This is a genomic window from Paenibacillus sp. FW101-FHT12H11 (genome assembly GCF_058790355.1).
Map to the genome: position 1 here is coordinate 202,353 of NZ_JBYTCO010000004.1, position 19,249 is coordinate 221,601.

16 protein-coding genes, 1 pseudogene and 1 riboswitch are annotated in these 19,249 nt (G+C 52.8%); of the genes and pseudogenes, 15 read left to right on the forward strand and 2 right to left on the reverse strand.

Annotated elements, in window-relative coordinates:
• Positions 1-7: 7 nt before the first annotated feature.
• Positions 8-991 (reverse strand): bile acid:sodium symporter family protein, encoded by a 984-nt coding sequence (locus tag AC3WTJ_RS14485; RefSeq protein WP_157317678.1) that lies wholly within the window; start codon positions 989-991, stop codon positions 8-10.
• A 159-nt stretch (positions 992-1,150) separates the two neighbouring features.
• Positions 1,151-1,249, forward strand: a riboswitch (TPP riboswitch).
• Positions 1,250-1,392: 143 nt separating this feature from the next.
• Here AC3WTJ_RS14485 and AC3WTJ_RS14490 point away from each other — a divergent pair.
• The 9 genes from AC3WTJ_RS14490 (at position 1,393) to AC3WTJ_RS14530 (ending at position 9,838) form a co-directional block, all read left to right on the forward strand.
• Positions 1,393-2,040: a DUF561 domain-containing protein gene (locus AC3WTJ_RS14490; RefSeq protein ID WP_492522371.1), complete on the forward strand. Its 648-nt coding sequence runs from the start codon at positions 1,393-1,395 to the stop codon at positions 2,038-2,040.
• Positions 2,024-3,211 carry a glycine oxidase ThiO gene (gene thiO / locus AC3WTJ_RS14495; protein WP_492522372.1) on the forward strand — a complete coding sequence of 396 codons (1,188 nt, stop codon included), beginning with the start codon at positions 2,024-2,026 and terminating at the stop codon, positions 3,209-3,211. The genes AC3WTJ_RS14490 and thiO overlap by 17 nt, the downstream gene beginning before the upstream one ends.
• Positions 3,195-3,398: a sulfur carrier protein ThiS gene (thiS, locus tag AC3WTJ_RS14500; RefSeq protein WP_127458742.1), complete on the forward strand. Its 204-nt coding sequence runs from the start codon at positions 3,195-3,197 to the stop codon at positions 3,396-3,398. The genes thiO and thiS overlap by 17 nt, the downstream gene beginning before the upstream one ends.
• A gap of 6 nt (positions 3,399-3,404) precedes the next feature.
• Entirely contained in the window at positions 3,405-4,172 is a 768-nt protein-coding gene (locus tag AC3WTJ_RS14505; RefSeq protein ID WP_492522373.1) for a thiazole synthase, read from the forward strand.
• Positions 4,173-4,473: 301 nt separating this feature from the next.
• Complete coding sequence (gene thiD, locus AC3WTJ_RS14510; RefSeq protein WP_492522374.1) at positions 4,474-5,343, forward strand: bifunctional hydroxymethylpyrimidine kinase/phosphomethylpyrimidine kinase; 870 nt, start codon at positions 4,474-4,476, stop codon at positions 5,341-5,343.
• Positions 5,340-5,990: a thiamine phosphate synthase gene (thiE, locus tag AC3WTJ_RS14515; protein ID WP_492522375.1), complete on the forward strand. Its 651-nt coding sequence runs from the start codon at positions 5,340-5,342 to the stop codon at positions 5,988-5,990. The genes thiD and thiE overlap by 4 nt, the downstream gene beginning before the upstream one ends.
• A gap of 37 nt (positions 5,991-6,027) precedes the next feature.
• Complete coding sequence (thiC, locus tag AC3WTJ_RS14520) at positions 6,028-7,815, forward strand: phosphomethylpyrimidine synthase ThiC (RefSeq protein ID WP_492522376.1); 1,788 nt, start codon at positions 6,028-6,030, stop codon at positions 7,813-7,815.
• A 288-nt stretch (positions 7,816-8,103) separates the two neighbouring features.
• Positions 8,104-8,709 (forward strand): ArsR/SmtB family transcription factor, encoded by a 606-nt coding sequence (locus AC3WTJ_RS14525; protein WP_127453793.1) that lies wholly within the window; start codon positions 8,104-8,106, stop codon positions 8,707-8,709.
• A gap of 13 nt (positions 8,710-8,722) precedes the next feature.
• Complete coding sequence (locus AC3WTJ_RS14530) at positions 8,723-9,838, forward strand: aminopeptidase (protein WP_492522377.1); 1,116 nt, start codon at positions 8,723-8,725, stop codon at positions 9,836-9,838.
• Between the two features lie 157 nt (positions 9,839-9,995).
• On the opposite strand, the gene AC3WTJ_RS14535 is transcribed toward AC3WTJ_RS14530, so the two are convergent.
• A complete protein-coding gene (locus AC3WTJ_RS14535; protein ID WP_127453789.1) occupies positions 9,996-10,847 on the reverse strand; it encodes an AraC family transcriptional regulator in 852 nt (283 codons plus the stop codon).
• A 156-nt stretch (positions 10,848-11,003) separates the two neighbouring features.
• Between AC3WTJ_RS14535 and AC3WTJ_RS14540 the strand changes: the two genes are divergently transcribed.
• From AC3WTJ_RS14540 to AC3WTJ_RS14565, 6 genes and pseudogenes are all read left to right on the forward strand, one after another.
• A complete protein-coding gene (locus AC3WTJ_RS14540; protein WP_492522378.1) occupies positions 11,004-11,855 on the forward strand; it encodes a sugar phosphate isomerase/epimerase family protein in 852 nt (283 codons plus the stop codon).
• Between the two features lie 307 nt (positions 11,856-12,162).
• Positions 12,163-13,740, forward strand: a complete 1,578-nt coding sequence (gene hutH, locus AC3WTJ_RS14545; RefSeq protein ID WP_492522379.1) for a histidine ammonia-lyase — start codon at positions 12,163-12,165, stop codon at positions 13,738-13,740.
• A 19-nt stretch (positions 13,741-13,759) separates the two neighbouring features.
• Positions 13,760-15,450: pseudogene (gene hutU / locus AC3WTJ_RS14550) on the forward strand (urocanate hydratase).
• A gap of 11 nt (positions 15,451-15,461) precedes the next feature.
• Complete coding sequence (gene hutI / locus AC3WTJ_RS14555; RefSeq protein ID WP_492522380.1) at positions 15,462-16,763, forward strand: imidazolonepropionase; 1,302 nt, start codon at positions 15,462-15,464, stop codon at positions 16,761-16,763.
• Positions 16,760-17,728: a formimidoylglutamase gene (gene hutG, locus AC3WTJ_RS14560; protein ID WP_492522381.1), complete on the forward strand. Its 969-nt coding sequence runs from the start codon at positions 16,760-16,762 to the stop codon at positions 17,726-17,728. Before hutI ends, hutG begins: the two co-directional genes overlap by 4 nt.
• A 182-nt stretch (positions 17,729-17,910) precedes the next feature.
• Complete coding sequence (locus AC3WTJ_RS14565; RefSeq protein WP_492522382.1) at positions 17,911-19,074, forward strand: YecA family protein; 1,164 nt, start codon at positions 17,911-17,913, stop codon at positions 19,072-19,074.
• Positions 19,075-19,249: the final 175 nt, after the last annotated feature.

Consider the following 19,249-nt stretch of genomic DNA (forward strand, 5'->3'; position numbering starts at 1 on the left):
TCCTCCATTAAACTTGTTTGGCTCGATTCACAGTTAGATTAGGTCTATCGCTTTTCAAAGCGTATTTTCTGTTCAAAAGAAATCCGAATAACGACGCCAGAGACTGCTGGAACAGCATCCCGAGCACAACGGGAATCGCCACCGGAGGCGGAAAGTACGCTACAGCAAGCACGGCGCCGGCGCTAATATTCCGCATCCCGCTGTTAAACGTAAGCGCCACAACGACGTCCTGCTCCCACTTCATCAGCTTGGCGACGATCCATCCCAGGATGTAGCCGAGGGAAGCGAGGGCTAGTACAAAACCGGCCAAACCGAGCAGTTTGGCATTAAAATCACGCAAGTATGGCGCGATAACGGAGCTGTTAATCGCAACAACGATGCCCATGCATATTTTCGAAAAAGGACCTAGACGGCCGCTCCACTGCTCTTTAATTTTGCCTTTCGTCCATTGATTAAGGAGCATGCCCAGCAAGGACGGTACGACAATCATGAAGAATAGACCTTGCATCATGGCAAAAGTGTCCATCTGGACTTTCGTGCCGACCAGTGCAGAGAGTGTATAAGGCACAACAAAGGGTGAAAGAACGGTATCCATGAGAATAATCGATAGGGTCAGCACGATGTTTCCACGATAAATGGCGACCCACACGAAGCTTGTAATCCCTGTTGGAATGGCTGCGGCCAGAATGAGCCCTGTGATGGTTAACGGTTCCGAGCTGTAAACGGCGTGACCGAGTCCAAGCGCAAGCAGCGGCATACCGACATGTAGAATCAACAGCGTTGCGATAAGAGGGAAGGGCTGGACGATCACTTTAACAAATTCCTTGAAGCTGGAGCTGATGCTGCCCGAGAATGTCATAAAGGCAAACAGCCAAGGCGATAAGAAGGTAAAGCCGGATAAATGACTGCCGAGCAGAACACCGATAAGCACGCTGACAGGTGTGATGAGCGGCAAAATTTTTTCCAGTTGGCGATTCAATTGAGCTAGCATCTGGGTGTTCATCCTTCCTTACAATGGATAATAAAGGCCGAGGGTTGCGTTCTCCCCATTATAAGAGCAATAGCTTCGGGTGACTAGGATAAGATGGATTGGAAATTTTTATTTCCATCGACTGGATACCGTGTTATGATAATGAACAAATGAATACGAATGTATCCCTAGGGGCGCCGCAAGGCTGAGACAGAGCAATCTGAACCCTTTGAACCTGAACTGGGTCATACCAGCGGAGGAAAGTGGAAACCGGACTTTGGCGCCTCATTTTTGCATGTTTATTATGCGGGCAACCTACAACCACTTTTCTTAGGAAAAGTGGTTTTTTTGCGTCTTGATTGCCGCACCAGGCTGCCTTGCCTATCGATACATCGGTATAAAAAGTGAGGAGGCGGACTTCCATGTCCGAGCGCGAGCTGCATGTGATATCGAATGGCAAGTTGGCATGGAAGGAGATGGCTGCCATTGCAACCCGGATCCATCCTTATGTCACGGCTATTCATATCCGAGAGAAAAATAAGCCGATGGATGAAGTTTTTATGGGCGTACAGTATTTGTTGGAACAAGGTGTACCCGCGAAAAGCCTTTGTATCAACGGCTACCCCTGGATGGCAACTGCTGCAGGGCTTGGCGGTTTGCACCTTCCCGAAAGCTCTCCGCAGCTGCTGAAGATAAGAGATAGCTATCCAAGCGCGCATCGCACAGGAGTCTCCGTACATAGCACGGAGGAAGCTGTCAAACGCGAGCGTGAAGGGGCGGATTATGTCTTGTATGGGCATATTTTTGCAACAGGTTCAAAGCTGGGGGTTGAACCAAGAGGGCTTGAACAACTAGTGAATGTTTCCCGGCAGGTAACGATTCCGGTCATCGCTATCGGTGGCATAACACCTGCAAGAGTAAGGCCTGTTCTGGCTGCGGGAGCTTCCGGCATCGCGGTGATGAGCGGCATTTGGGAGGCGGATGACCCCGTGGAAACCGTAAAAGCTTACATCCAAGAGTTGCAGCAGCAAGAAGAAACTAGAGGTGAGAGACTTGAAGCATACGAGTGACGTTATCATCGTTGGAGGAGGCGTGATAGGCGCATCGATCGCCTATCACTTGGCGAAGCGAGGCCAGTCCGTCACGCTGCTGGAGCGCAGCAGGCTGGGGACGGAGGCCTCGGCCGCCGCAGCCGGCATGCTCGGAGCGCAGTCCGAGATGGCGGACACCGGGCCCCTGTTCCAGTGGGCCAGGCAGAGCAGAGCGATGTTCCCCGAACTGAGCGGGGAACTGAGGAGCCTCACGGGCATCGACATCGGTCTCGTCCGTGAAGGGCTGTTGAACGTCGCGCTCAGCGACGATCAGGAGCAAGAGCTGCGCGCGAGGGAGAAGCTCCAGCGCGCAGCGGGTGAAAGAGCGGAGTGGCTGAGCGCAGCCGCAGCCGCAGCGCTCGAACCCGCGCTGAGCCGAGCGACGCGCGGAGCATTGTACCTGCCCGAGGATGGGCAGGTCGAGGCGCCGCAGCTGGCGGCTGCTTTCGCGCAGGCGGCGCGGGTGCTTGGGGCGAAGCTGCAGGAATTCGCCCATGTGCAAGGGCTGCTGACGGAGCGCGATCGCGTCGTCGGCGTAATGACGAGCGAGGGGCCGCTGTATAGCGAGCACGTTGTTGTGGCGGCCGGGACGTGGAGCGGCCAGTTCCTCGCCGGCAGCGGGATCGACCTGCCGGTGTATCCCGTGAAGGGGGAGTGCTTCTCCGTACTCACGGAGAAGCGCGAGCTGCAGAAGACCCTGTTCACGCCAGGGTGCTATATTGTCCCCAAAGCCGGAGGACGGCTGCTCGTCGGCGCGACGGTTGTGCCGAACAGCTACGACCGCAAGGTGTCGCTGGCAGGGCTTGCAGAGCTGATGGAGCGAGCGAACCAATTAATGCCCTTAATCGGCGATGCGGAGTGGGAGAAGGCTTGGTCAGGCCTGCGTCCGCAGACGCCAGACGGCATGCCGTACATTGGCAAAGTCCCGATGTATGAGGGATTATTTGCGGCCTGCGGGCATTACCGCAACGGGATTTTGCTCAGCCCGATCACAGGGAAGATCATCGCTCAGCTCGTATTAGGCGAGGACGCAGGCAGTTTACAGCCCAGTTTGGACGCATTTTGCCCCGATCTGTCGGGAACATCCAAGCGCTTGGAAAGCGGGCGACTACAAGGAGAGGAGCTGCACAGCATTGAAGCTGCACATTAACGGCCAAAGCGTCGAGGTTCCGGATGCGATTCGTACGATTGAAGAGCTGCTGGCCCATTTTGAGCTGCAGGAGAAAATGCTCGTTGTCGAGCATAATCAGAACATTTTACAAAAAGAAGATCATGTGAAAACGGAGTTATCGGAAGGACATAAAATCGAAATCGTTCATTTTGTTGGAGGGGGATAATTAACCATGTTAAAAATCGGTCCATATGAATTTCGTTCAAGACTACTGTTAGGCACAGGCAAATTCCCGGATTTTGATATTCAGAAGCAGGCTGTGGATGTGAGTGAATCGCAGATTTTGACGTTTGCGGTGCGGCGGATGAACATTTTTGAGGCGAGCCAGCCGAATTTCTTATCTATGTTGGATGTGTCGAACTTCACGCTGCTGCCGAACACGGCCGGGGCGAAAACAGCGGAAGAAGCAGTGCGCATCGCCAAATTGGCGAAGGCATCCGGGCTTTGCGACATGATTAAGGTAGAAGTGATTGGCGATGAAATGACGCTGCTGCCTGACCCTGTTGAAACGTTAAAAGCGTCGGAGATGCTGCTGGAAGAGGGCTTCATTGTACTGCCGTATACCTCGGATGACGTGTTGTTGGCTAAGCGCCTGCAAGCGCTTGGGGTGCATGCCATCATGCCGGGAGCATCACCGATTGGCACCGGGCAGGGCATTATTAATCCGCTCAACTTGAGCTTCATTATTGAGCAAGCAACGGTGCCGGTCATCGTCGATGCCGGTATAGGCGCTCCTTCAGACGCAGCGCTGGCGATGGAGATGGGCGCGGATGGCGTGCTGCTGAACACAGCGGTTTCAGGTGCCAAGGATCCGGTCAAAATGGCGTATGCCATGAAGCTCGCTATTGAAGCGGGACGCGCCGGCTTCGAGGCAGGCCGAATTCCGAAGAAACGCTATGCTTCGGCGAGCAGTCCGATGGACGGTTTTAGCCGGGTTTAGGGGCCGAAGGATCGTCTCAGCCGCAAGGCGGGGATAAGCGGTCGAATAAATTCGCTCGAGAGAGTCGAAAGGGCTGTTTCGAGCCGAAAAATCGGCGCTGCCGCTAACGAGCGGTAGGAAAAGGCCGTCTCAGCCGCAAGGCGGGGATAAGCGGCCGAATAAGTTCGCTTGAGAGAGTCGAAAAGGCTGTTTCGAGCCGAAAAATCGGCGCTGCCGACAATGAGCGGTAGGAAAAGGCCGTCTCAGCCGCAAGGTGCTAATGGACGTAAGTTTTTAAAGAATTCTGAAAGGGGGAGCCCAGATGTCCATCTATAAAGCTCTGACAATCGCTGGCTCCGATAGCGGAGGGGGAGCGGGAATACAGGCCGATTTAAAGACGTTCCAAGAGCTGGGCGTCTACGGTATGTCAGTGATTACGGCCGTGACCGCGCAGAACACGCTCGGCGTTCAAGGCGTGTTCCCGATGAGCGCTCAGGCAGTGGAACAGCAGTTAGCGTCCATCGGAGCCGATTTGCGGCCGGATGCGCTCAAAACCGGGATGTTATTCTCGTCTGAAATCATCCAAATCGTAGCTGCTGCCATAAAAAGCTACAAGTGGGGGCGGGTTGTCGTCGATCCCGTCATGATCGCCAAAGGCGGCGCCTCTTTGCTTCAACAAGAGGCGATAGACGCCATGATTGAATACCTGCTGCCGCTGGCTGACGTGGTCACGCCAAATATTCCGGAAGCGGAGGCGCTTAGCGGGATATCGATCATGGATAGCGAGTCGCGTCAACAAGCAGCAAGAAAAATTCATGCATACGGCTGTCAGCATGTGATGATCAAAGGCGGTCATGAAGCGAACTCCGTTTATGCTACGGATTTGCTCTATGATGGGAAGTCGTTTACAGAGTATTCGTCCCGACGTCTACATACACCGCATACACACGGTACTGGCTGCACGTTTGCTGCGGCTATCACTTCCGGACTTGCGCAGGGACTGTCAGCTTCCGAATCTTTACATTTGGCCAAAAATTTCATCCAAGCCGCTATTGCCGAACCGCTGTATATCGGAAGCGGCCATGGTCCAACGAACCATTGGGCGTACGGGCGGGGGCAAAGGCAGGATGGCGCTGCATCCTCCAACACGATTATAGTGAGTCACGATGTTTACGCTGGAGGTACGCGATGACGAGTGAAGAACTGCGCAAAGCGCTGCGGTTGTATTTGGTGATGGGCAGCCCGAACTGTGGAGGGGCTGATCCTTATGCGGTGCTGGAGGCGGCGATTGCCGGCGGCATCACGATGTTTCAGCTCCGCGAGAAAGGCGCCGGGGCCCTGCAGGGGCCGGCGCTGCTCGAGCTGGGCGCCCGGCTGCGCCGCTTATGCGCGCAGCACCGGATCCCTTTCATCGTCAATGACGATGAAAGGCTTGCTCTAGAGCTGGAGGCCGATGGGATTCACATCGGCCAAGAGGACGCCCCAGCCGCCGCCGTGCGGCAGCGGCTGAAGCATATGATCGTGGGCGTATCGGCCCACGATCTGGGGGAGGCGCAGTCGGCGTTAGCCGAAGGCGCCGACTACCTGGGCGTAGGCCCCCAATACGCCACGCGCACGAAGCTCGATGCGCGTGAGGTCCGGGGGCCTGCCATGATTGCCCGGATGCGCGAAGGCGGCATCCGGCTGCCTTTGGTTGGCATCGGGGGGATCGATGCCACGAATGCTTGGCCCGTCATCCGCGCAGGGGCGGATGGCGTGGCGGTTGTGAGCGCGATCGCTGGCGCGCGCTCCCCGCAGGACGCAGCGTCGGAGCTGGATCGCATTTTAAAGATGCCGTAGTCGTTAATACAATTACCCATTAAAAGGAGGTCATGATGTGACAACAAGCAATAACAGCAGCCCCGTGAAAGACGTTCAAGTTTCTACATTTCCTGGCAGTAAAAAGGTGTATCTACAAGGGTCGAGACCGGATATCCAAGTACCTGTGAGGGAAATTTCGCTCGGGACATCCACGAATATTCACGGCGACGAAGTAGCGAATGAGCCTGTACATGTGTATGATACAAGCGGTATTTATACGGATACGGAACAAATTACCAACATTCACCAAGGGCTGCCGGCTAATCGCTTGCCATGGATTGAAGAACGCGGGGATGTAGAGGCTTATGAGGGACGTGAGGTAAAGCCGGAAGATAACGGACTTTCCTCGCCGGATGCAAGAGGGGCTGCGGAAGTATTCCCGGGATTAAATCGAAAGCCGCTTCGAGCTAAGCCGGGCTGCAACGTAACCCAGATGCACTATGCCCGCAAAGGCATTATAACGCCCGAGATGGAGTACATTGCGATTCGCGAGAATCTGGATAGCGAGTTTGTGCGGAATGAAGTGGCGCTTGGCCGGGCCATAATTCCTTCTAATATTAATCACCCGGAAAGCGAGCCAATGATCATCGGACGCAACTTTCTGGTGAAAATCAATGCGAACATCGGTAACTCCGCGGTCGCTTCTTCCATTGAGGAAGAGGTGGAGAAAATGACGTGGGCCACCCGTTGGGGCGCAGATACGATCATGGATTTGTCGACAGGCAAAAACATACATACAACACGCGAGTGGATCATCCGCAATTCACCGGTTCCAGTAGGTACGGTTCCTTTGTACCAAGCGCTTGAGAAAGTAAACGGCAAGGCCGAGGACCTCTCATGGGAAGTGTATCGGGATACGCTGATTGAGCAGGCGGAGCAAGGGGTCAGCTATTTCACGATTCATGCGGGCGTGCTGCTGCGTTACATTCCTATGACCGCTCAGCGCGTAACGGGAATCGTGTCTCGCGGGGGATCCATTATGGCCGCATGGTGCTTGGCGCATCACCAAGAGAACTTTCTGTATACGCATTTTGAAGAGATATGCGAAATTATGAAAACCTACGACGTCGCCTTCTCTCTTGGCGACGGGCTGCGTCCCGGTTCGATCGCGGATGCGAACGACGAAGCGCAATTCGCCGAATTGGATACGCTCGGCGAACTGACCAAAATCGCTTGGCGCCACGACGTCCAAGTGATGATTGAAGGGCCGGGTCATGTGCCGATGCACATGATCAAGGAAAACATGGACCGTCAGCTGGAAGTCTGCGATGAAGCGCCATTCTACACGCTAGGACCGCTGACGACGGACATTGCGCCGGGTTACGACCATATCACCTCCGCGATTGGTGCGGCGATGATCGGTTGGTTCGGCACGGCGATGCTGTGTTATGTGACGCCGAAGGAGCATCTCGGCCTCCCGAACAAAGAGGACGTCCGCGTTGGGGTCGTCACCTACAAGATCGCTGCGCATGCCGCCGATCTGGCCAAAGGGCACCCGGGCGCGCAAATTCGCGACAACGCCCTGTCGAAGGCGCGCTTTGAGTTCCGCTGGCGCGACCAGTTCAATCTCTCGCTCGATCCGGAGCGGGCGGTCGAGTATCACGATGAGACGCTGCCGGCCGAGGGCGCCAAAACAGCACACTTTTGCTCCATGTGTGGACCGAAGTTTTGCTCCATGAGAATCACGCAGGATATCAGGCAGTACGCGCATGCGCGGGGGCTGGATGAAGCGTCGGCGGTGAGCAGCGGGATGCAGGAAAAGTCTAATGAGTTCCGTAAAGCGGGAAACCAAATTTATAGTTAAAAATTATGGGACGTTTTGCGCCTTTCTTGGTGACAGAAACGTCCCTTTTTGCTACCATAGAGAATAAAGCTTAACTTCGTTAATTCGTTAACGCGTTGAAACATTTAAGTGAGGGGGATGTCGATGAGCATTGCAGAAACGGCAATTGACATGATTTCCTTTTCGCATTATGATACGGTTAAAAAGATTTGACCGTCGTTTAATTAATCTCGCAAGAGATTAAAAGTTGACCAACAGACGCTTGTTTACACGGCAAAATTGGTACATGAGAGGGAGGTCGAATCCAGGATGAAGCTGCAACCGGTCTATATTATTGAAGAGTTAGAACAATTAAAAACGATAAGTGATCCACTGCGCGCCAAGGTGCTGCTTTATCTCATCGAGAAAGCGTATACCGGCCAACAATTGGCTAAACTATTAGGAATGGCGCGTGCCAAAGTACATTATCATTTGAATGAGCTGGAAAAGCATGGATTGATTTCAGTGATACGTACGGAACTCAAGAATGGTATCGTTCAAAAGTTTTACCGTGCCGTCGCGCGTGGCTTCGTGCCTAGCGAAGCGCTGCTCCCCTATGTTTCCGAGGTAGAGAACTACTACCGTGAGAGAACTTTGAGCGTGCTTGCGCGTGCCAGACGCAGAGCGATTAATGCCCCGGAAGAGGCGTTCCAAATTCCATCTGCTGACCGTGCGCATTGGCCAATCATTATGACGCAGGTCGAAGTCAAAATGAGCAAAGAAAAATATGCGGAATGGCTTAGAAAGTTTCGCGCGCTTATTTTTGAACTCGATTCTCAGCAGGAAGAGAACGGGGAATGGTTTTACTTGACGACAGTCGGCTTCCAGACGAATGAGCCGTCTTTTGACCCAGTGGATGAAGTAGAGAAGAAATAGAGGAGAGATAGAAATGTTAGATCCAAGATTAACGAAACTGGCTGATGTGCTTGTGAATTACTCGGTTAAAGCGCAGCCTGGTGAAAATATTTTGATCGAAGCTTATGGCATCGATAACGCGCTTGTCAAAGAACTCGTGAAAAAAATTCACGCAGCCGGCGCTCATCCTTATGTTAACGTGCGGGACCATGCGGTCATTCGCCAGCTTGTTATGGAAGGAACAGAAGCTCAAATGCAAACTTGGGCGGATGTGGACGCTTTCCAAATGAAGAAAATGCAAGGCTACATTGGCGTGCGCGGCGGAGCTAACATTTACGAGCTATCGGATATCCCGGCGGACCGGATGAAGCTTTACAATTCCATTTACTATCAACAAGTTCACTTTGATGTTCGTATAAAGGATACAAGATGGGTCGTTCTTCGTTACCCGACTTCTTCTATGGCGCAGCTGGCTAGCATGAGCACAGATGCTTTTGAAGAGTTCTATTTCAACGTATGCACAATGGATTACGGCAAAATGTCCAAAGCGATGGACGCGCTGAAAGATCTGATGGATCGCACGGATAAAGTGCGTCTGGTGGGCCCTGGAACGGATTTGACGTTCTCGATCAAAGGAATCGGCGGCGTGAAATGCGACGGCGAATTGAACATTCCGGATGGCGAAGTTTACTCCGCACCGGTTCGCGATTCCGTGAACGGCGTTATTTCCTTTAATACACCTACACCGCATGACGGCTTTATTTTCGAAAACATCGTGCTTGAATTTGAAAAGGGTAAAATCATTAAAGCGACGGCGAACGATACGGATCGTATTAATGAAATTTTCGATATGGATGAAGGTGCCCGTTATGTTGGGGAATTCGCGATCGGCGTGAACCCGTTCATCCAACATCCAATGAAGGATACGTTGTTCGATGAGAAAATCGACGGCAGCTTCCACTTCACACCAGGCAACTGCTACGACGATGCTTACAACGGCAATAAGTCTTCGCTGCACTGGGATATCGTGAACATCCAACGTCCGGAGTACGGCGGCGGCGAGATTTGGTTCGACGATGTGTTGATTCGCAAGGACGGCATTTTCGTATTGCCTGAGCTTCTGCAGTTGAACCCGGAAAATTTGAAATAAGTTGAGTGATGTGGTCCTCTAGATCCTGCACGGTGTGCGGGGGATGGGGGGCCTTTTGTTTTTGGTTTAGCTACTGTAAGAATGATTTTCAACGTTAAAGTGGCATAGGCACGTACATAAAATCAGCCCCCGTCGATGACAGGGGCTATGTGCGCGCTCAGCCCCGCCGCTGCTGCGCCTGGTACTGGCGCGGGGGAAGGCCGACCGCTTTTTTGAAGGTGCGGATGAAGTTGGAGTAGTCGTTGAAGCCGGCCAACTGGCACGTATCCGTGACCGTGGAGCCTTCGCGGAGCAGCTGCTTCGCTTTGTTAATGCGCTTAAATAGAATATGCTCATGAATGGTGCTGCCCGTATGTTTTTTGAATAATCGGCAAAGATAGGAGCGATTCATAAACACCACATGCTCCAGCACTTCGAGCGACAGATCTTGATCCAGATTTTCGTCAATATACGTAAAAAGAGAGGACAGCTTATCAGGTATCATGACCTGATCCTCTTGTTTGCCTTGATTGAGGAAAATCCGGTTAATAAACACGAGCAACTCGGTAAAAGCGGCCACAAATAAAATGTCCGATCCAGGCAACGCTTGAGGGCGCGTGTACAGCTCCATGCGCTCGAATATTTTCAGGAAGTCATCAATTTGCTGGGGATTCAGACGCATCCGGTTTTGTTCGCCGAATTTGCGATTATTGAAGCAGTGCAGCAAATCAAACTGTGAAGAATTCAGGTTTGCGAGCAGCGCAGGATTAAAGTGAATGACGCAGTTCTCATAACGCTGTTTTTTGGATTGGAAATTAGGCCTGTGAAGCTCGTTGCTGTGCATGATTAACAGATCGCCATACTGCAAATGATAGACCTGCTTTTCGATAAAGTAGTGAACATCCCCGGTTAGGAAAAAATAGATTTCATATTGATCCTGATGCTGATGGAAATCCATCGGCCGCGGCTCATTCGTCAAGGTATGGCGGAAATTGATCAACTGATGAAGATTTTGGTATAGATCCTGCATGAGAGGTTCTCCTCTAGTAAACTGGAGTCAATATTAGCAAACTTTTGCCCAATTAATGCAATGAATACGTTTTTATTATACTGCAAAATAAAGAAGAGTTAAACAAACAAGCTATTCTACTTACAACGATGATCGATACTCTAAGGAGGATTCAATATGAAATTGTCTATTTTTACAGTAGCAACACCTGACTTAACACCTGAGGAACTGGCCAAGGCAGCAACAACAGCAGGTATTGAAGGGATTGAATGGCGTTTTAAAGATACTCCGGCGGAAGTGGCTAACGAGAAGCCGTCTTTCTGGCGTAACAATCTTTGCTCCATTGATCCAAGTGCTTCCGATGAAGAATTGGAGCGTTTCAGACTTATTGCTGTTAACAATAACCTGGTGAATTTAAGCGTAACTCCTTACTTGAATGACTGCAATGTGGATGAAACTGAGCGTGTATTTAAAGCGGCGAAAAAAGTAGGAGCTTCTTTCATCCGTTGCGGAGTTCCTAATTATGATAAAAGCGTAAACTATAACGATTTGTTTGCAAAAGCTACGGACTATCTGCACCACGTGCAAGAGTTTTCGCAGCAATATGGCATTAAGGCGTTGGCTGAAATCCACCATAACACAATTACTCCAAGCGCGGGGCTGTCTCACCGCCTGGTTTCGCAGTTCAATCCAGACCACATCGGCGTGCTGCATGATGCAGGTAACATGGTGCACGAAGGTTTCGAGAACTACCGCATGGGCCTTGAGCTGCTAGGGCCATACTTGGCACATGTGCATGTGAAAAATGCGCAATGGGTACCGACAGGTGAAACGCAAGACGGCATTAAGCTTTGGAAAAGCGAGTGGGCACCGATTGACGCGGGTATCGTGAACTGGAAACAGCTGCTGGTTGATTTGAAAGCAGTTGGATACGACGGTTACCTTGGCATCGAAGATTTCAGCGGTCAATATGCCTCGCAGGAAATGCTAAACAATTTCTCTTCCAAAGTGAAAGAATGGTTAGCTTAAGTTGTTAGATAAAAGTCTCATTCGCTCAAACAAAGGCGGGTGGGGCTTTTTTTGTGTGTGGATCTCAGTCTTTGGGCAATAAGCCATATTGACAGTCTGCGAACCCCCGTGTGACAATAAAGGAAGGTATAACAAAGGCATAACAACAAAATAATTCAAAAGTGAGTGAGCGCGATGAGGGATCGGCTGAAGCAGGATACCGGACAATCGCATAAAACCCTCTTTTTTAAAATGGGACCGTATGGAAGAGAACATCTTCCGTACGGTCCCTTTCTTTTATTAAAGCGAGAAAGGGGTCTGAATAGACATGGCGATGATATATGAAGAGAAGCTGCAACAAGATGACGGAGGAGGTAAACCTCCGGTGAAATTAGATGGTGAGCAGTTGACGCCGGCATTGGTGGCAGCGGTTGCTTACGAAGGAGTGCCTGTGGCACTGGAGGAAGAAGCGATGAAACGCGTGGTGAAGTGCCGCGCTATGGTGGAGGAGCTTGTCGCGACAGGCCAAGTGGTGTATGGCGTCACGACGGGCTTCGGGAAATTCAGCGACGTACGCATTTCCCCGCAGGACGCGGTACAGCTGCAGCTCAATCTGATCCGCAGCCATGCTTGCGCGGTAGGCAGGCCGCTGCCGGAACCAACCGTGCGGGCGTTGATGCTGCTGCGCGCAAACGCGCTGGCCAAAGGGCACTCCGGCATCCGGCAGGAAACGCTGCAGCTGCTGGTCGATTGCATCAATGGCGGCGTGCATCCCATTGTGCCGGAGCAGGGCTCGCTTGGCGCAAGCGGGGACTTGGCGCCGCTGTCTCATCTGGCGCTCGTGCTGATGGGCGAAGGCGAGGCCATCTACCAAGGGCAGCGCCTGCCGGGCGCTCTGGCACTTGCCAAAGCAGGCCTGAAGCCGATTACGCTTCAGGCGAAAGAAGGGCTTGCCTTGATCAACGGCACGCAGATTATGGCCTCGATCGGCACTTTGGCGTTCGTCAAAGCAGAACGCCTCGCACGGATCGCGGATGTCATCGCGGCGATGACGGTGGAGTGCTTGCGCGGCATCCCGGACGCTTATGCCGATGAAGTGCAGCGCGTTCGTCCTTACCCGGAGCAGATCGGGGTAGCGGGTAACCTGCGCACGCTGCTGCAAGGCAGCAAGCTGACGACGCGCCAAGGCGAAATTCGCGTGCAAGACGCCTATTCCTTGCGCTGCTTGCCGCAGGTTCACGGTGCGACGCGCCAAGTTCTTGGTTATGCGGGAGACAAGATCGCCATAGAGATTAATTCAGCGACAGATAATCCTTTATTATTCGTGGATAAAGGACTTGTCATCTCCGGAGGCAATTTCCACGGGCAGCCGATTGCTTTTGCGATGGATTTTCTGAAAATCGGCATGAGCGAGCTTGCGAACATTTCCGAACGCCGCACGGAGCGGCTGGTGAATCCGGCGTTATCCGGCGGACTGCCTGCTTTTCTCAGCCATAACCCTGGTGTCGGCTCCGGCATGATGATTACCCAGTATGTCAGCGCATCGCTCGTTTCGGAGAATAAAGTGCTGGCGCACCCTTCTAGCGTTGATTCCATCCCGTCTTCGGCAAATCAGGAGGACCATGTGTCGATGGGGACAACGGCAGCGCGCCATGCGGCCCATGTGATCGACAATGTGTCGAAGGTGCTGGCGATCGAACTGATCTGTGCAGCTGAAGCCGCTGAGTTCATCGGGGCGGAAGGTCTTGCCCCAGCGACTCGCGTGCTGTACGACAAACTGCGAGCGGTCGTCCCGCCCGTTACCCAGGATCGCTCCACCTCTCGTGAGATTGAGGAAGTAGCTGCTGCGCTGCTGCAAGGCGAATGGCTGCTAGCCGTTGAGGCTGTTACCGGTTCGTTATTTTAAAATCAAAGGAGATGCTGATATGACGAATGCTAACCACGGAAAAAGAGTAATCCGCGCCCCTCGAGGCACAGACTTATCCTGCAAAGGCTGGGTGCAGGAAGCGGCGATGCGCATGTTGATGAACAATCTGGACCCTGAGGTCGCAGAACGCCCGGAGGATCTTGTGGTTTATGGTGGTATCGGCAAAGCAGCACGAAATTGGCCGGCGTTTGACGCCATTGTTCGTGAGCTCCAGCGTTTGGACAACGATGAAACTTTGCTCATTCAGTCGGGTAAGCCGGTAGGTGTTTTCAAAACGCATGAACGGGCTCCCCGTGTCCTGCTGTCCAACTCGGTGCTTGTGCCCAAATGGGCCAATTGGGAGCATTTCCGCGAGCTGGAAGCGAAGGGGCTGATGATGTACGGCCAAATGACAGCGGGCAGCTGGATTTACATCGGTACGCAGGGCATTCTGCAAGGCACCTACGAAACGTTCGCGGAAGCGGCCAGACAGCATGCAGGAGGTACGCTGCAAGGTACGCTGACCCTTACAGCCGGTCTTGGCGGCATGGGCGGCGCACAGCCTCTGGCGGTTACGATGAATGAGGGCGTCGTCATCGCCGTGGAAGTCGATCGCACTCGAATCGAGCGCCGCATTCAAACTCGCTATTGCGATGTCCTCGCAGAAACATTGGATGAAGCGCTTCTCCTCGCCGAGAAAGCGATGGCAGCCGGGAAGCCGCTCTCCATCGGACTTCTGGGCAATGCGTCAGAGGTGTACCCGGAATTTGTGCGGCGCGGGATTAAGCCGGATTTTGTAACGGATCAGACTTCGGCACATGACCCGCTTATCGGATATATCCCTGCCGGGATGACGCTGGAGGAAGCGGCGGAACTCCGGCAGCGCGATCCGGAAACGTATGTGCAGCTTTCCAAAAGCAGCATGGCCCAGCATGTGCAAGCGATGCTTAATCTGCAAAAGATGGGTTCCATTGTATTCGACTATGGCAACAACATTCGTCAGGTTGCGTTCGACCAAGGCGTCGCGAATGCTTTTGATTTCCCTGGCTTTGTTCCTGCGTATATCCGACCGCTGTTCTGTGAAGGGAAAGGGCCGTTCCGCTGGGCCGCGCTTTCCGGCGATCCGGAGGACATTCGCAAAACCGATGAGCTCGTGCTGCGCCTCTTCCCGGACAACGCCCATTTGCATCGTTGGATTAAAATGGCGGGCGAACGCGTCGCCTTCCAAGGGCTGCCGGCGCGGATCTGCTGGCTGGGCTATGGCGAGCGCGAGAAATTCGGGCTCGCGCTTAACGAGATGGTCCGCAGCAGAGAGCTGAAGGCGCCGATTGTTATTGGGCGCGATCATCTGGATTGCGGCTCCGTTGCTTCGCCGAATCGGGAAACGGAAGCGATGAAGGATGGCTCTGATGCCGTTGGCGACTGGGCGATATTGAATGCTCTAATCAATACGTCAGCAGGCGCCTCTTGGGTTTCTATTCACCACGGCGGCGGCGTTGGCATGGGTTATTCGCTTCACGCAGGCATGGTCGTGGTGGCGGACGGAACGGATGCAGCGGCGGAACGGATGCAGCGGCGGAAAGGCTGCATAGTGTGCTGGCCTCAGACCCTGGCATGGGCGTTATCCGCCATGTAGATGCAGGGTATGACGAAGCGGTCGAAACGGCGGAGAAACACGGCATCCGCATCCCGATGCGCGAGCAGGAATAGGAGGAGCGAAGATGGAACGAATTGATTTGCTTCTCACCGGTATAGGCCGTTTGGTGACCCCGCAGGGAAATAAACCGCGCTGCGGGGAGTCCATGAAAGAGGTCTGTGAGATCAAGGATGCGGTAATCGCCATTAGGCAGGGGAAAATTGCTTGGTTCGGACCGGCGAATGTGTTTCAAGACCAGCTTGCAGGGAGCGAAGTAGCGGTGAAGCTGGACATCGGCGGACGGTTAGTCACGCCCGGTCTTGTTGATCCGCATACCCATCTCGTGCATGGGGGGTCTCGTGAACATGAGCTGGCGTTAAAGCGGTCGGGTGTCCCGTATTTGGACATTTTGGCGCAGGGAGGGGGCATTCTTCATACCGTCAGATCTACGCGCGCGGCAAGCGAGCAGGAGCTGTATGAGAAAGCGTGCCGCAGCCTCAACGAAATACTGTTGAATGGCGTTACAACCGTTGAAGCGAAGAGCGGCTACGGTCTCTCGCTAGAAGCGGAATTAAAGCAGCTGCGCATTGCCAAACGTTTGGACGTGACACACGCTGTTGATGTTGTATCCACATTTATGGGGGCGCATGCGGTGCCTGAGGAGTATAAGGGGCGACGCGAGGCGTTCGTCGATGCTATCGTGGGCGGCATGCTGCCTAAAGTAGCGGAAGAGGGCCTTGCGGAGTTTTGCGACGTGTTTTGCGAAGATGGCGTTTTCTCTGTCGAGGAGTCGCGTCGTATCTTAACGGAAGCGCAACGTCTGGGGCTGCGTGCGAAAATTCACGCGGACGAAATCGTTCCGCTCGGCGGTGCCGAGTTGGCGGGAGAGGTAGGCGCGATATCCGCCGAGCATTTGCTGGCGGCAACGGATAAGGGACTCGCGGCTCTGGCTGAGAGCGGCGTTATCCCGGTGCTGCTGCCGGGCACATCGTTCAATCTCGGTCTAGCCACGCATGCGCGTGCCCGTGACATGATCGACAGGTACGGCCTGCCGGTAGCCCTGTCCACGGACTACAACCCCGGCTCCTGTCCGACGGAGTCGATTCAGCTTATCATGATGCTGGCGTCGCTCCATCTGAAAATGACGCCGGAGGAAATTCTGACCGCCTGCACGATCAACGCTGCGAATGCGCTGGGGCGCGGGGACGATATCGGATCGATCGAGGTGGGCAAACGCGCGGATCTAGCGATTTTTGATGCGCCTAATATTGCCTATCTCCCGTATCATTTTGGGATCAACCACACATATGGTGTGATAAAAAACGGGAAACCCGCCGTTTGGAACCGCCAGCTTGTGGCGGCGCCAGAGGAGGAGGAAGCGTTATGAGTGGTGAAATTCCTTATTTGAAATCGCCTGATCAAGCTGCATTTCGCGATCATATGGAAACCAAAGTCGCCCAGTGGATCCGCCCTTGGGACGGCCGTGAGGAGCTTCTTGCAGGGATTGTCGGCGTACCTTTATCCAAGCCGTCTATCTCGCATTCGGGCGCCTCGACGACCCCAGCTGCAGTTCGCGCGGCGTTCAAGTCTTTTACGACCTATTCGATGGAATATGGCGTCGATTTGCAGGATTTGGCCGTCCGTGACCTCGGCGATATCCAGATGCATGTGACCGACATTGCGGAATGTCATCGACGTATCGAAGAGAGTCTCCGGGCGCTGTACAAGGAGCAGCCTAACTTGATCCCGATTATGGTTGGCGGCGATCATTCGACGAGCTGTCCGTCGCTCAAAGCCTTTGCTGACCGCCATCCGGGCCAGAAGGTGGGCATCATCCATTTTGACGCGCATCATGATGTACGTAATTTCGAGGATGGCGGGGTGACGAATGGTACGCCGTTTCGCGGCATCCTGGAGTCCGGTGTGGTTCACGGACCTGACATCGTGCAAATCGGAATCCGCGGATTCATGAACGCTAAGCCCTATCATGACTATGTGAAGAGCAAAGGCGTACACGTGTATACCTCAAGGGATGTAAGACGTATGGGGATTGATGCCGTGCTGGATGAAGCGATTGGACTTGCCGGGAAAAATACGGATGTGCTGTATGTGAGTTTTGATGTTGACGTGATCGACCAAGCCTATGCACCGGGCTGCCCGGCCATCGGAACCGGTGGGATGAATCCATGGGATGCTATGGATGCCCTTTATCGCTTAGGAGCGCTTCCGAAGGTGCAGGGGCTGGATTTTGTCTGCATTGATCTGACTGTCGACCTCCGCAATGTGACATCGCGTTTGGCGGTTCAGTTCATGCTCAGCTTCCTGGCGGGAGTGGCAGCACGTCCGGTTTAACTGGGTTAGTAATGTTTTGCAAGGCACTTGCCGATAAGTTGGTAAGTGCTTTTTTTATGGCTAATTCGTTAACTTTTATGGAAACTAGTGGGAAACTCTATCGCAAACCGCCGATAAATTGTACAATGGTAGGATGTCATTACAAGTTGAAGATGTTTTTCTTTTCGGAAAGGATGAAGAAAATGGACAAGCGCAAGAGCGCCAAAAATCAGAATGAGGCTTATGTAGGGGAGGAGTTTGGACCCGAGCTTACAATTCCGCTTTCACTCGCTGACTGTCTTGTTCGATTAACGAAAGGCGATCTTACGGAAATTCGGACTAATTTGGAGATTAAAGGGGTAAGCACTTTAAAGAAACAGGATCTAGCTATGGCATTGGTAGAGCATATTCCAAACGCGCTGCCAAGTTTATTTTTTAAATTCGATGATAAACGCTATCAAATTATGAAACAAATTGCTGGGCGTGGCGGCGTTGCCCCTAGTACGCTGATTGATGTAGATCAGATTTCTTATTATGTGAAGCGAGGGCTGCTTTTCATTGGGGTGCACAATGGGAAACCTGTCATAGCCATGCCGAAGGAAGTGCGTGAAAGCTTTCAAAAGCTGGACTACAAATACTTCCGCGAGAAGTTCCAAAGAAATGCGGAATGGATTAAGCTCACGAACGGCCTTTTGTATTATTATGGTCATCTCAGTATCGAAGAGCTGCATAACCTCGTTGAGAGCTATATGGGGACGGAAGTGTACTGGCAAGAGTACTCAGCTGTTATAGAGGATTCGCTTGTGTTTTATATGCAAATTAGCCCAGACTCCAGAGGCTATCATAATATTCTATTGACCAACCCGAAACAAGTGCAGCAGGAGCAGGAGTCCCGATTGAGTGTCTCCCTGTATCCTTTCACCAAAGAGCAGCTTCTGGCTGCTGGGGAGAAAGATTTTGTGGATCGGACTCCAGCGCACAAAGCTTTCGTGGACTTCATTCGCAAAAACTATACGATTTCGTTTGAAGAGGCGGACTTTATCGTAGAGGATTGTGGGGATCATATTCGCAACGGAGCAACGCCGGGTTTTCTGCTTCAATCGATCCAACAAGATCTTGAAATCAACGACTTAGAGCTGACAAGAAGCTTTATGAATCACATTGCAGCTCTAAATAATACGACAAGGCAATGGATTCTCAAGGGTTATTCGCCGAATGAGTTATCTCCTGCCAAACCGCTTGCTGTACTCCAGCAACCTCCTGCCGTGGCAGATGTCATTGACATGAAAACACGCACGAAAGTAGGCAGGAACGATCCTTGCCCGTGCGGAAGCGGTAAGAAGTTTAAGAAGTGCTGTGCGGGTTAAGCATTAGCGGCATTAACCTGGCTTTAAAAAATAGAGAAACCGTCGAGACTATTTGTCTTGGCGGTTTTTTTGGCATTGGGTTGGGCCACTCAAGAAAATTGTTGCAATCGCTTGAGCGGTCCCTCCCGGGCCAGCGACGGGAACTACAGGGCTCTATTTCATCCGGAATAGGCCC

Bases quoted from the DNA above. Each gene is read 5' to 3' on its own strand.
- AC3WTJ_RS14485 (WP_157317678.1), bottom strand. From the start codon at position 991: ATGCTAGCTCAATTGAATCGCCAACTGGAAAAAATTTTGCCGCTCATC.
- AC3WTJ_RS14490 (WP_492522371.1), top strand. From the start codon at position 1,393: ATGTCCGAGCGCGAGCTGCATGTGATATCGAATGGCAAGTTGGCATGG.
- AC3WTJ_RS14505 (WP_492522373.1), top strand. From the start codon at position 3,405: ATGTTAAAAATCGGTCCATATGAATTTCGTTCAAGACTACTGTTAGGC.
- thiD (WP_492522374.1), top strand. From the start codon at position 4,474: ATGTCCATCTATAAAGCTCTGACAATCGCTGGCTCCGATAGCGGAGGG.
- thiE (WP_492522375.1), top strand. From the start codon at position 5,340: ATGACGAGTGAAGAACTGCGCAAAGCGCTGCGGTTGTATTTGGTGATG.
- AC3WTJ_RS14525 (WP_127453793.1), top strand. From the start codon at position 8,104: ATGAAGCTGCAACCGGTCTATATTATTGAAGAGTTAGAACAATTAAAA.
- AC3WTJ_RS14530 (WP_492522377.1), top strand. From the start codon at position 8,723: ATGTTAGATCCAAGATTAACGAAACTGGCTGATGTGCTTGTGAATTAC.
- AC3WTJ_RS14535 (WP_127453789.1), bottom strand. From the start codon at position 10,847: ATGCAGGATCTATACCAAAATCTTCATCAGTTGATCAATTTCCGCCAT.
- AC3WTJ_RS14540 (WP_492522378.1), top strand. From the start codon at position 11,004: ATGAAATTGTCTATTTTTACAGTAGCAACACCTGACTTAACACCTGAG.
- hutH (WP_492522379.1), top strand. From the start codon at position 12,163: ATGGCGATGATATATGAAGAGAAGCTGCAACAAGATGACGGAGGAGGT.
- hutI (WP_492522380.1), top strand. From the start codon at position 15,462: ATGGAACGAATTGATTTGCTTCTCACCGGTATAGGCCGTTTGGTGACC.
- hutG (WP_492522381.1), top strand. From the start codon at position 16,760: ATGAGTGGTGAAATTCCTTATTTGAAATCGCCTGATCAAGCTGCATTT.
- AC3WTJ_RS14565 (WP_492522382.1), top strand. From the start codon at position 17,911: ATGGACAAGCGCAAGAGCGCCAAAAATCAGAATGAGGCTTATGTAGGG.